The sequence below is a fragment of the Flavobacterium sp. genome (assembly GCF_039930565.1).
Lineage (GTDB): Bacteria > Bacteroidota > Bacteroidia > Flavobacteriales > Flavobacteriaceae > Flavobacterium.
Genome location: NZ_JBDTTP010000096.1, coordinates 1 through 12,585, shown reverse-complemented (window position 1 = coordinate 12,585; position 12,585 = coordinate 1). Strand labels below are relative to the sequence as shown.

General features: G+C 32.1%; 13 protein-coding genes. All 13 read left to right on the top strand.

Annotation, left to right across the window (positions count from 1 at the left end; all coding sequences use genetic code 11):
- On the top strand, positions 1-1,088 hold a 1,088-nt coding region (lysA, locus tag ABI657_RS17430), incomplete at its 5' end, for a diaminopimelate decarboxylase (RefSeq protein WP_348098543.1).
- Positions 1,089-1,586: 498 nt separating this feature from the next.
- Positions 1,587-2,132: a hypothetical protein gene (locus ABI657_RS17425; protein WP_348098542.1), complete on the top strand. Its 546-nt coding sequence runs from the start codon at positions 1,587-1,589 to the stop codon at positions 2,130-2,132.
- A gap of 119 nt (positions 2,133-2,251) precedes the next feature.
- Positions 2,252-2,554: a hypothetical protein gene (locus tag ABI657_RS17420; RefSeq protein ID WP_348098541.1), complete on the top strand. Its 303-nt coding sequence runs from the start codon at positions 2,252-2,254 to the stop codon at positions 2,552-2,554.
- A gap of 3 nt (positions 2,555-2,557) precedes the next feature.
- Positions 2,558-3,079 carry a hypothetical protein gene (locus ABI657_RS17415; RefSeq protein ID WP_348098540.1) on the top strand — a complete coding sequence of 174 codons (522 nt, stop codon included), beginning with the start codon at positions 2,558-2,560 and terminating at the stop codon, positions 3,077-3,079.
- A gap of 170 nt (positions 3,080-3,249) precedes the next feature.
- Positions 3,250-3,837 carry an HAD hydrolase-like protein gene (locus tag ABI657_RS17410; protein ID WP_348098539.1) on the top strand — a complete coding sequence of 196 codons (588 nt, stop codon included), beginning with the start codon at positions 3,250-3,252 and terminating at the stop codon, positions 3,835-3,837.
- Positions 3,838-3,841: 4 nt separating this feature from the next.
- Entirely contained in the window at positions 3,842-4,468 is a 627-nt protein-coding gene (locus ABI657_RS17405) for a hypothetical protein (RefSeq protein WP_348098538.1), read from the top strand.
- 11 nt (positions 4,469-4,479) lie between these two features.
- Positions 4,480-5,478 (top strand): DNA-processing protein DprA, encoded by a 999-nt coding sequence (locus ABI657_RS17400; RefSeq protein ID WP_348098537.1) that lies wholly within the window; start codon positions 4,480-4,482, stop codon positions 5,476-5,478.
- 131 nt (positions 5,479-5,609) lie between these two features.
- Positions 5,610-6,077 carry a hypothetical protein gene (locus ABI657_RS17395; RefSeq protein ID WP_348098536.1) on the top strand — a complete coding sequence of 156 codons (468 nt, stop codon included), beginning with the start codon at positions 5,610-5,612 and terminating at the stop codon, positions 6,075-6,077.
- A gap of 433 nt (positions 6,078-6,510) precedes the next feature.
- Complete coding sequence (locus tag ABI657_RS17390) at positions 6,511-7,227, top strand: hypothetical protein (protein WP_348098535.1); 717 nt, start codon at positions 6,511-6,513, stop codon at positions 7,225-7,227.
- 415 nt (positions 7,228-7,642) lie between these two features.
- Positions 7,643-8,632 (top strand): L-histidine N(alpha)-methyltransferase, encoded by a 990-nt coding sequence (gene egtD / locus ABI657_RS17385; RefSeq protein ID WP_348098534.1) that lies wholly within the window; start codon positions 7,643-7,645, stop codon positions 8,630-8,632.
- A 31-nt stretch (positions 8,633-8,663) separates the two neighbouring features.
- Positions 8,664-9,830 (top strand): ergothioneine biosynthesis protein EgtB, encoded by a 1,167-nt coding sequence (gene egtB / locus ABI657_RS17380; protein ID WP_348098544.1) that lies wholly within the window; start codon positions 8,664-8,666, stop codon positions 9,828-9,830.
- A gap of 94 nt (positions 9,831-9,924) precedes the next feature.
- A complete protein-coding gene (locus tag ABI657_RS17375) occupies positions 9,925-11,082 on the top strand; it encodes a MalY/PatB family protein (RefSeq protein WP_348098533.1) in 1,158 nt (385 codons plus the stop codon).
- Positions 11,083-11,263: 181 nt separating this feature from the next.
- A complete protein-coding gene (locus tag ABI657_RS17370; protein WP_348098532.1) occupies positions 11,264-12,298 on the top strand; it encodes a S41 family peptidase in 1,035 nt (344 codons plus the stop codon).
- The last annotated feature ends 287 nt before the right edge of the window (positions 12,299-12,585 follow it).

The window sequence follows — 12,585 nt, the reverse complement described above, 5'->3', positions numbered from 1 at the left end:
ATGCCATGAAGGCATTGTCTAACGTTGCGATTCTTCAGTTATTAAAGAACATGGGGTCTGGCTTAGATACGGTATCAATTCAGGAGGTTCAGTTAGGGCTTCATGCTGGCTATGAACCGGAACGGATTTTCTTTACACCAAACGGTGTTTCGTTAGAAGAAATTGAAGAAGTTGCCGCAATGGGCGTACAAATCAATATCGACAATTTATCAATTTTAGAGCAATTCGGAACAAAACATCCGCATATACCAGTATGTATTCGTATCAATCCGCACGTAATGGCGGGAGGAAATGCCAATATTTCTGTTGGGCATATCGATAGTAAATTCGGAATTTCTGTACATCAGATTCCGCATATATTGCGAATTGTCGAAAATACAAAAATGCATATTGTAGGTATTCACATGCACACAGGATCTGATATTTTAGATATCGAAGTATTCCTGTATGCTGCTGAAATCTTGTTTGATACAGCAAAACACTTCAAAGAATTAGAATTTTTGGATTTCGGAAGCGGTTTTAAAGTACCTTATAAAAAAGACGATATCGAAACAGACATAGAAGAATTAGGTAAAAAATTATCAAAAAGATTCAACTCTTTCTGTTCAGAATATGGTAAAGATTTAACGTTGATTTTCGAACCGGGAAAATTCCTTGTGAGCGAAGCCGGATTCTTTTTGGCAAAAGTAAACGTCGTAAAACAAACTACTTCGACTGTTTTTGCCGGAATCGATAGTGGATTCAACCACTTAATCCGTCCGATGTTTTATGGTTCTCAGCACCATATCGAAAATATCTCCAATCCAAAAGGAAAAGAGCGTTTTTACTCCGTAGTAGGATACATTTGCGAGACCGATACCTTTGCCAACAACCGCAGAATACAGGAAATTACAGAAGGCGATATTTTAGCGTTCAGAAACGCAGGAGCCTATTGTTTTTCAATGGCATCCAACTACAATTCAAGATACAAACCAGCTGAGGTTTTATGGATGAACGGACAGGGAATCTTAATCCGTCAACATGAAACATTCGAAGATTTGCTTAAAAATCAAATTTCGTTGCCACAGGAAATTGCTGCAACAGTTTAAAAATAAAAAAAAGAGAATATCAATGCTAAAATCCTGTTTCTTAATTGAAATGGGATTTTTTTTATTTAAGTTTCACGCAGATTGTGCAGATTTAAAAAAGATTTTTCACAATCTTGTCATCCTTGATGGAGGAAGACACGAACGATAGCGAACTGGCGCAGCAATCTTCACAAAGTAACCACAAAGCATAGCAACCTGAAACTTTAAACCTGAAACCTTTTTTTCTTGGTCGTGTCCCTCCGGGTCGGGCTTTCGGCTATATCTTTTATTCCGCTCCACTTCATAAAAGGCTCTATCCCTCACGCTATTGGTTTCATAAGTGTCATTTGTAATTTAATTTCTAAAAACACGTATAAATACTTGGTGTTAAGTTTTTAATTATTGTTACACTTGTTGGAAATGAAATTAATAGATTATGGATTTCCGTAAAGTTTGTAATGATAAAAATGAAACATTTGTAGAATAATTGAATTCTAAATCACTAAGAAAAACAACATTATGAAAAAAACACTAACTATTGTATTAATCCTGTTTTATATTATTTCATACTCCCAAAAAGAAAATGTAGAATCTTCAACAAGACAATTTATAGATAAGGCGCAATTTACCAGAATTAATAAAGATTGGAATACTACAGCTGAATTCAAATCCGGAATTGGTGAAATAGTTAACTTTTATCCTATAGAGGTTATTGATCTAAAAGCAGGAACAAAAGTAAATGCTTTACAAATAGACATGTATATAAAAAATCCTGATACATACAAAACAGCTTGGATTGGAATCGATGAAATTGAAGAATTTATAAATTTTGTGGAAGACAATGTTATTCCAAACCTTGATTTAAAACTTAAAGACAAATCTTCAGAATTTATTTTCAAGGCAAAAGAAATGACTATGTATTATTTTGTTATTGAAAAGACTAGAAGAATCACCATAAAATTGAATAGTTATGATAATGACAAAATTTTAAACTATACTTTTTGGACTGAAACGCAAGTTGATAAAATTCCTAAATTATTGACTGTCTTAAAGAAAATTAAATAAGTTTAGCCAAACGTAATGGCATTAACCTAACAAAAAAGAGAACTTATTGAGCCATTTTTATGGCTTGTATAAATAAGTTAGGCGAAACTATAATATAAAACTATAAAAATAAATTATAAATGAGAGAAGATTTAAAAATACGTGTTTTAGAAACTGCTAAAATTAAAGCAAGAAGTTTAGGTTATAATTTAACATCTGTCGCAGAAGAAGATTTAAAAAGCTTTATCGACAATGGTATTGATAGAATGACAACATCTGAATATTTATCAAACTCTGATAATCTTAGAGCATTAAATAATGTTGAAATTTTAATCGAAAGGATGTATTCTGACGCTAGATCAAGATCTATAAATGAAAGTTTAGATTACAAAAGTTTTTCAAATGCAAGAGCAAGTATTTGTCCTTTATGGCCATTTTGTTAAATCATGAAAACAAACGAACAAAAAGCTTTTGATTTTGCAGCAGACACAACAAAGCAACTAATAACTTTAGCAACAGGTATAATTACATTAACAACTACTTTTTCAAAAGATATTATTGGAGCATCTGAATTATCTAATTCAAGCTTAATTTTTTGGTCTTGGGGTCTTTTTATTTTTTCAATTATTTGTGGTATTTGGACTTTAATGGCTTTGACAGGAAATTTACAGCCTATGAAAAAGAAAACAAATGAAAAAGAAAAAACAGAAAATGAAAAAGTTGAAGAAATAATAACTGAAGAATGTGAAATCAACATTAATACTAACAATGTAAAAATCCCTTCTGTTGTTCAAATTCTGTCTTTTATTGTAGCACTAATTTTTACAGTTCTTTTTGGAGTTAATTCTATCAAAAATTCAAATAAAAAAAATGATAGTAACGAAGAATCTATAGAAGTAATAAAAAAAACAGAATACCAAATAGTTGAACCAAAGAAAATAGAAAAATTAACGTTCAAACGAGAATAGCAGCTCCTAACACTTGCTACAAGAGATTTGGGCATTTGGCTAAATTTGAAAGAGGTCTTGTATGTGGCATGTTTAGGCAAATCCGAAAACAAGGCTTAATTTAATCCCAAAGGCCCGTTAGGCACAAGTGTACCGCAGAAACGACTACCACGGACAGTAAAAGGGCGACAATGGAAAACATAAAAAAAGACTTTGAATTGAATATAAGCACAGAAACTGCTTTTCTTTTTGATATGGACGGAACATTAGTTGACACGGACTTTGCAAACTTCTTATCTTATCAAGAAGCGATACAATCAGTTATTAAAAGTGAAAATGAAATTCAATATAATCCGAATGAAAGATTTAATCGTGCCACTCTTATCAAAGTAGTTCCAAATTTGATCAAAGAACAATTGGCGGAAATTATCCAACAAAAAGAGAAAAATTATAAAAATTATTTAACTCAAACAAAACTGAATACATCAGTTTCCAACATTCTACTTCAATATTCAAAAACGAATAAAACTGTGTTAGTTACAAATTGCCGAGAAGACAGAGCTGTTTTGACATTAGAATATCACAATCTTACTGATAAATTTAGCCATTTATTTTTTAAGCAAATTAATAACAATGGAAAAAGATTAAACAAATATAAAAATGCAATAAACAGTTTGAGCCTATCGGCTCAAACTGTTATTGTTTTTGAAAATGAAACAGCTGAAATTGATGATGCAATTCTTGCAGGAATTTCGATTAATAATATTTTTATTCTATAAAATTATGACACCATTTACAATTGCACAAAACAATTATTTGACACAAAACATTCAAGCATTTTATCATACTGATTTTGGTGGAACTCAACTTCCGAATAACCCAAATTTTCTTTATAAGTTAAAAAATGACCCGCATCATAATTGGCCCAATTCTCGACTTCAAGAAGCTCAACAAGAATTTTTAAGAATATTACTTTTTGACCTTCCCGAAGTATTTCGTCAAATTAATAAAAATCCTCTAATGGTTTGTGTTGTCCCGAGAGCAAAAGCTGAAAACACCTACAATCCAAATCAATTGCTTTTTAAGGCAACTGTTAGAATTGCTTTAAATCGTTTAGGTAATAATTTTACAGATGGCACTAATTTTATTGAACGGCACACAAACACAAAGACTACACATATTAGACAAGCAATGGATGGATTTATTAATGATGGCTCAAATCCATATGTGGGAATTACAAATGCAACTTGTCATATTTCTAATGAGGCTATTGGTAAAGATATTTTATTAATTGACGATATTTACACCAGAACTGTAAATATTGATGAAGACGCAATTCAATCATTAATAGACAAAGGTGCTAATTCGGTTTCATTTTATGCAATAGGTAAAACCGTTTTAAATCATTAAATAGAATTAAAATGAAGTATACAGATAACGCAATCAATATCATCACTGCAAAAACCTATAAAGGTATTGGTAGAGCTTGGATAAATAAAATGTTAAAAGGCAATGAAAGTGTTGACATAATTGTTTCATTAATAAATAATAGTTCAAAGCAAGATGAATTAATCACAATTGATGATTTTGAGTTCAATAAAAATAAAATAATAAACCAAATAGAAATTTTCCAAGAAAGTTGCGATGGACTTGTTGCAATTGGAGATAAAAATTTCCCAAATTACAGAGGAACTGTAAAAGAAAGTGAGCGACCTATTTTTCTTTTTTACAAAGGTGATATAAGCCTTTTAAATATTGAAAATTGTTGTATTACTGTTATTGGATTGCTTAATCCAGATGAAAAAATAGAAATTAGAGAACAAAAAATAATTGCAGAAATTGTAAAAAAAGACATTATAATTGTAAGTGGTTTAGCATTTGGTTGCGATAGTATAGCTCATAAACAAGCACTTAATGGAGGAAAAACTATTGCAGTTTTGCCAGGCCCACTAAATAATATTATGCCAGCAAAAAATAAAAGTTTAGCATTTGAAATAGTCGAAGAAGGTGGGCTTTTAATAACTGAATATTATGACCAACAAAAATCTGCAATGGATTTAAGCAGTCGCTACAAAGACCGAGATAGATTACAAGCATTATTTTGTGACGCTATTATTTTAGCAGCAAGTTACGCTCAAGATACAGCAGAACGATGGAAAATGTTTGGGCAAAAATTTGATAGCGGAGCAAGATTAGCTATGGGATTCGCAAAAGATTATAATATCCCAAGAGCAGTAATGTATGACCAAAAACTTGACATAGATAATCCTATGTTTGACTTAAATAGACAATTAATAACTGAACAAAAAAACATTACAATTCTCACACAAAAAAGTTTGGAAGACTTAATTAATAAAGTGAAATCAAAATACGAAACCATTAACAAAAAAGACGCTTTTCAATCAGATTTATTTGATTAAAAAAATAGGGTGGAAAAAACACCTGCTCCCCGCTGCGCAAAGTCTTCAGACTTTGCGCAATTTTAAAATCGTGTTGCAATCCGTAAAACTCTCAAAAGTCTCCTGACTTTTAACTATAAAAATAATAATTTATGAAAAAATATATTTCAGCATTTTGTATAATCTCTATTTTGATTTCATGTGGACATAAACTTGGCCCAAAGGTCGAAAATGCGGTAAATATTTTGAGTAGAGAAACTTCAATAAATACGATTTGGCCACAGGGAAACGAAGATTTCAAAAATTTGCTAAAATTTGCCACAATAGAAGACTTAGTATATCTAACCGAAAATGAAAATGCGTATGTCAGATATTATTCTTTTATAGGATTGAGAGAAAAAAATTATCCAAAAATAAAAGAGATATTCTATAAGTTTCAAAATGATTTTGAAGGTGTATCAACAAACAATGGAGCTTGTCTAAGAGGAATAACCTCGCTCAACGATTTGATATTTTATGAACTCAATCCAGAATATTACAAGTGCAAATATGGATTTACTCAAAAAGAATTTGATAAAATTGCTAAAGAACGATATGATAAAATTGTTGGCGATAAATAAACAAAAAAGCGTTAGTAGTGGGAAGTTAGTTAAGAACAATACTAAAAACTAATAACGAGGATTTGCACTCTGCATACGCATAAAAAAAATCATTATATTTCTAATCCATTTTTAAACTTTTATAAAAAAATGAAAAGAGAAAATTCAATTGATATAGTGCGAGGAATTGTAATGATTATTATTGCATTAGACCACGTTCGTGATTTGATGCATATTGATTCTATTACCCAAAAATAGGTAAACCCGATAACGAATATTTGCAATCCATACCATCTCTAAGAAGTTGTTTTTAACTATGTTTTTTATTAGAAAATAAAAATTCAATTGTCGTTAAGTTTGATAATTTCATCATTCCGTATAAAAAAGGTATTTAAATTTTCAGAATATAATAACCAGACAAAAGCCGGACTCAGAACAGTAAAAATTTACCCTCATGAAAAAATGCTTCTTTGCTTTACTATGTTGTTTTCAACTTTCTTTTTCGCAAAATACGGAACACTTAGATGTAGTTTTAAAACAGCTTAAATTTAAAAAAAGTGAAATAGATCTGGAACATTTTAATGAAAAAATATTGCCGTACGATAAACAGAAAAGTGTGCTGGTAATTCCTAAATATGCTTCTGAAGTTACTGTTGATTACTTTGTATTAGATGCTTATATTGTTGTAGTTGATAATTCGACCGGAAAAATAATCTGTAAATTTGTGGAGCCAAATGCCTGGACTTCAGATGCTGTAATGTTAACGAGTGTTTCAATTGATACAGGTTTGTATGTTTTAAATAAAACTACGAGAGCATTTGGAGTTAGAGTGTCTTATACCGGAAGCAGCAGACCCAATCCTTTTAGTGAAACTAATTTATCATTGTATATTATTGATAAAAGTTCCTTGAAACCCGTACTTAAAAATTATACAACTTCACGATCTAACGGAGAATGGGATACCAATTGCGCGGGAGAATTTGAAGACAGTAATTCAACTTTTGAAATTGACAAAATTCAAAATCATAATTTTAACACTATTATAGTGAAAACTAAAAAGGTTACCACTATAAGCACTCCTACAAATGACGATTGTGTTACTAAAGAAACTATTAAAAAGGAAAATTCAAAATTACTTTTTAATGGCAAAGAATATAAAGAAACGAGATAGGATCTTGTCTTAAAATAGGTGTATACAACGCGTAACAAAATTAAAAGTTTGCATTGACTAAATAATTACCTGATTTTATAATTAAATACTTTCGAATATTTTCCCGTGCGAACGTCTCTGACTTCGCACTTTTTTATTGGATAGTATTTTATTGTGAAGCAGGACGATTCTGAAGTCGAAATATAAAAAGCCAAATGATTGGACAAAAGAACTTCACCAAACATAGGAGCTTTTTAGTAATATAAAGGGAATGTTTTTTATTAATTTATAGCTAAAATTAAAAAAAGGATAAACTATCGCCAAAAATAAAACGTATCTTTAAGTTAGAAGAAACTTTTGAGGCGCACCGATTGATGAAAATATCCTTGCGTTGCAAAAATGGTTGATTTACTTAAAAGAAAAAAATATTTTTAGAATGAGATCACAATCCTACACCATACATTCAGATGATGAAGCTGAACATACCAACTATCAATTTTTAAAAGATGTCCTTGACGGGCTGCACCAGGAACCGAAACACCTGCAGTCTAAATATTTTTATGATAAAAAGGGTGATGCTCTTTTTCAGGAAATAATGGCGATGCCGGAATATTATCTTACCAGATGTGAGATGGATGTTTTTCAGAACAAAACTAACGAACTGGCAAGTAGTATCATGGAGGATACAAGTCCATTTGATCTTGTGGAACTTGGTGCCGGTGATGCTTCAAAATCGATGCATCTGTTACAGCATCTTAAAAATGCCAAAGCCGATTTCAAATACATGCCAATAGATATTTCAGGCAATATACTGTCTGTTTTGAATGAAAAAATTCAGGAAAACATTCCAAATCTTGATATAACCCTTTTGGAAGGCGATTATTTTGATATGCTGAAAAAAACTTCTAAGCTGTCTGCGCGCAGGAAAGTCGTTTTGTTTTTGGGAAGTAATATCGGAAATATGGAACTTGATGAAGCTTCGGGTTTCTGTAATAAATTGCGAAAAAATCTCAACAAGGGTGATATAGTTTTAGTAGGTTTTGATCTGAAAAAAGATCCAAAAATCATCCTGAATGCTTATAATGACCCGAAAGGAATTACAGCTTCATTTAATCTTAATTTGCTTAAACGAATCAACAACGAACTCAAGGCAGATTTTAATTTAGAACAATTTGAACATTTTCAAAATTATGACCCGTTAACCGGTGCCTGTAGAAGCTATTTGGTAAGCCTTGAAAATCAGGAAGTAACTATTGACGGGCAGTCGTTTTATTTTAAAAATAATGAAGTTATATACATGGAGGTTTCGCAAAAATTTTCGATAACTGATATGGAGGAAATGGCAGTTAATTCCGGTTTTAAAACTGTAAATACCATTTATGACAGCAAAGAATGGTTTGCTGATACTTTTTGGATTGCTGACTAACCATAATAATTTTATGAAAGAACTTAAGTCGATGGAAGATAATAATGAGCATTATTTAGAACAGTATAAAAAAATACGGGCACATTCAGAAACAATTTGCAGGCCACTGGAAATCGAAGATTATGTGGTACAGCCCATTGTAGATGTAAGTCCGCCAAAATGGCATTTGGGACATACAACATGGTTTTTTGAAACTTTTATTCTAAGCCCGAATTTTAAAGAGTATAAAGAATACAATTATCAATACAATTTTGTTTTTAACAGTTATTACGAAACTGTGGGTGCAAGAGTAGTTCGTACAGACCGGGGAAATCTAAGCCGTCCCTCTGTTGCGGATGTTTACAGCTACCGCGCTTACGTTGATAGGCAGATGGAGATTTTTCTCCAAAGTGAAGGTTTGAACAGTACAGTTATTGCTTTGTTGGAATTAGGTTTAAATCACGAACAGCAGCATCAGGAATTATTATTATCTGATATAAAATATATTCTGGGACATAATCCGCTTTTCCCACCCTACAGCAGTAACGAGGTGTTTGAAAAAATGGAATATCAGCGTAACGGATTTACAGCAATGCCGGAAGGTATATATGAAATAGGTTTTGAAGGAGATGGATTTAGCTTTGATAATGAGTTGTCAAGGCATAAAAAATATTTAGAAGCCTACGAAATATCGAATACTTTGGTAACGAATGCAGATTACCTGAGTTTTATAGAACAGGGTGGTTATTCAGATTTTAGGTATTGGCATTCAGAAGGCTGGGAGTGGGTAAGCATTCACAATGCAAAATCACCTCTTTACTGGCATTTTATAGATGGAAAATGGATGTATTACACACTAAACGGATTAATGGAAATTGATCCTCTGCAATCAGTCTGCCATATTAATTTTTACGAAGCCTCCGCCTATGCTTCATGGAAGGGAATGCGTCTGCCGACAGAAGAAGAATGGGAGGCAGCATCCCAATTTTTTGACTGGGGAGAACGCTGGGAATGGACAGGAAGTGCTTATCTGCCGTATCCGGGTTATAAAAAAGAGCCTGGAGCAATTGGCGAGTACAATGGTAAATTTATGGTGAACCAGATGGTTCTTCGGGGAGCTTCTGCTGCAACTCCAAAAGAGCACAGCCGAAAAACGTACCGCAATTTTTTTCATCCGAGACTTCAATGGCAGTTTACAGGAATACGCCTTGTGAAATAATAATATTTTTGAATTTTATCACTAAGCTGTAAAGACATTAAATTCTATTTAAAAGGTCCCCGGCTTTGAAAGTAAAATATAGAATAGAATTTTTATGAAATATAATTTTGATCGTATCATCAACAGGAAAAATACAGATTCTATTAAATGGGACGCATTACCCAATTCTGATATTTTACCGATGTGGGTAGCGGATATGGATTTTAAGACTGCGCCTGAGATAATTGAAGCCCTGCAGGGCAGGGTCGAACACGGAATATATGGATACACGCAGATTCCGGAACAATTTTATATTTCGATACTAAAATGGTGGAAAAAAAGGCATGATCTGCTAATTGAAAAAGAACAGATATTACCTCTTACTGGTGTAATTCCTGCAATATCGGCTGCTATTAGACTGCTTACAGCTAAGGGTGATAAAATCATCATACAGCCTCCGGTTTATAATCATTTTTACAGTACAATACGGAATTGCGAACGGGAAGCCATAGAAAATAATCTGCTGTATGCTGACGGAATTTATACAATTGATTTTGAGGATTTAGAAAGAAAAGCAGCCGACCCAAAAACAAAACTCTTGCTTATCAGTAATCCACACAATCCGGTGGGAAGAGTCTGGGCAAAAGAAGAGTTGATGCATATTGCCCTAATCTGCGAAAAACACAATGTAATTGTTTTGTCGGATGAAATTCATTCTGATATCGTATTTACAGGACAAAAACATATTCCATTTGCAGCTATTGATGCTGCAGCATCACTCCATTCAATCACATTCGGATCAGCCAGTAAAAGTTTTAATCTTGCAGGACTGCAGGTCGGTTACCTCTTTACAAAAAATGCGGAATATTTTGATGGAATCAAATCACTACTTAATAAGCAGGAAATGGAACTTTTGAGTCCGTTTGCTATTGAGGCACTTATTGCAGCGTACGATAAAGGGGAAGAATGGCTGGAAGCCTTAAACCGCTATCTTTATGATAATTATAATATTCTGAAACAATTTATAGAATTACAATTGCCAGCTATTCAGGTGGTACCGCTTCAGGCAACTTATTTAGTCTGGCTGGACTGCAGCTCCCTACAATTATCGTCAGATGAGATTGCCAAAATAGCCCTTGAAAACCAGCGGTTATGGATAAATTCCGGCAGTATGTATGGAAATGCAGGGAATGGATTTCTGCGGATTAATATTGCTTGTCCAAAGAGTATGCTTCTGGAAGGACTCGAAAGACTGAAAAAGGTGTTAAAATAGTATCTTATAAAAGTCTCCGAAGAAAAAGAAACAAAATCAAAAAGTAGTTTTGAAAATCGAAAACGCAATTAAAACTTTATTTTGGGAAAGAAAAGAAATTATACCTTAGCCGGAAAAATCCAGTCACTAATTCCGTAAAGTGCACAAACCTTTTAAAATAAAAAGCAATATATAATTTCCAATGAAAAAAAGATTACTCTTATTTTTGACATTTATTACTATTTCTACAGTCGTAAATGCTCAAAACGAAATCAAATTTAAAAATGATAGCGTAAAACAGTTTATCGATAAAACATTATTAGTCATCCATGATAATGCTTTAAATAAAGATAAAATAAACTGGCAGAGATTAAGGACAGAGGTTTATGAGAAAACAAAAGAGGCTGATAACATAGAAGCCATTCTTTATGTTTATCCCTATTTGTTTGAAAAAATAGGAGACCATCACGGATGGCTGAGTTATAAAAACAAGAATTACCGATGGAATAAAAATTCTCTGAAACCAAAAGATGAAATAGTAAAAAATGCTGTTAAAAAATATGAAGCTGTTGAGGCCAGACTGCTTAATAAAAATATTGGGTATCTTAGAATTCCGGGAAATAGTGATTTTAATGGAAAAAAAATGGACAGCATTGCCAGTAATATAGTGGAAGAAATCAATACAATAAATTCAGATAAAATAAAAGGATGGATAATTGATTTAAGGTTGAATACTGGTGGAAATATGTATCCGATGATGGCAGGAATAAGCGACCTTATTGGTAACAATGAAAAAATAGGCGGATTTATAACTTCTGACAATCAATCCGATGGAGACTGGTTATTGAAAGATGGTAATATTTATGTGGATACCAATCAGGTTTTAAACAGACAAAAATTAAAAATGCCTGTTAAAAAACAAATCCCAATAGCTGTTTTGATAAGTGGTTATACTGCGAGTTCAGGTGAAATGACTGCAATAGCTTTAATTGGAAGAAAAAATACAAAAGTATTCGGAGAAGAATCTGCAGGTTATACCACTACAAATCAAGGTTTTGAAATTGATAAAAATGGAGGATTAAATTTAGCAATTGGTTACGTTACAGACAGGAATGGGAAAATTTATACGAATAACATAAAACCTGATTTCGAAATAATTGGCGGTGATAACTTTGAAAATTTAATTGAAGACGGAAAAATTATTAAATCCATTAAATGGATTAGAAAAACTTACTGAGATTAATCATTCTTCAATTAATTTTATGAAGTCATAGAAAGCGGATTGCCACTTTGGACAGTTTATTTGATTTAGCTGAGTGTTGTAGTATTGCTTTACAAACTATGTGAATGGTTCGGAAAATATAAAACGAAAAATAACTATTGGTGGCTGAGATATGCTTTGATGTTTAAAAAATGGTAAAATTTCGTTTTTTAAAACCATATAAAAGCTTAAAAAATATATATTTACAAACCCGTTGGGTGAAATTATTTAAGAGAATAAAAAAAGATTAGATATTGGTCAAG

Excerpts from the sequence above, each read along its gene's own strand:
- ABI657_RS17375 (WP_348098533.1), top strand. The coding sequence starts at position 9,925 with ATGAAATATAATTTTGATCGTATCATCAACAGGAAAAATACAGATTCT.
- egtD (WP_348098534.1), top strand. The coding sequence starts at position 7,643 with ATGAGATCACAATCCTACACCATACATTCAGATGATGAAGCTGAACAT.
- ABI657_RS17400 (WP_348098537.1), top strand. The coding sequence starts at position 4,480 with ATGAAGTATACAGATAACGCAATCAATATCATCACTGCAAAAACCTAT.
- ABI657_RS17415 (WP_348098540.1), top strand. The coding sequence starts at position 2,558 with ATGAAAACAAACGAACAAAAAGCTTTTGATTTTGCAGCAGACACAACA.
- egtB (WP_348098544.1), top strand. The coding sequence starts at position 8,664 with ATGGAAGATAATAATGAGCATTATTTAGAACAGTATAAAAAAATACGG.
- ABI657_RS17410 (WP_348098539.1), top strand. The coding sequence starts at position 3,250 with ATGGAAAACATAAAAAAAGACTTTGAATTGAATATAAGCACAGAAACT.
- ABI657_RS17405 (WP_348098538.1), top strand. The coding sequence starts at position 3,842 with ATGACACCATTTACAATTGCACAAAACAATTATTTGACACAAAACATT.
- ABI657_RS17425 (WP_348098542.1), top strand. The coding sequence starts at position 1,587 with ATGAAAAAAACACTAACTATTGTATTAATCCTGTTTTATATTATTTCA.
- ABI657_RS17395 (WP_348098536.1), top strand. The coding sequence starts at position 5,610 with ATGAAAAAATATATTTCAGCATTTTGTATAATCTCTATTTTGATTTCA.
- ABI657_RS17370 (WP_348098532.1), top strand. The coding sequence starts at position 11,264 with ATGAAAAAAAGATTACTCTTATTTTTGACATTTATTACTATTTCTACA.
- ABI657_RS17420 (WP_348098541.1), top strand. The coding sequence starts at position 2,252 with ATGAGAGAAGATTTAAAAATACGTGTTTTAGAAACTGCTAAAATTAAA.
- ABI657_RS17390 (WP_348098535.1), top strand. The coding sequence starts at position 6,511 with ATGAAAAAATGCTTCTTTGCTTTACTATGTTGTTTTCAACTTTCTTTT.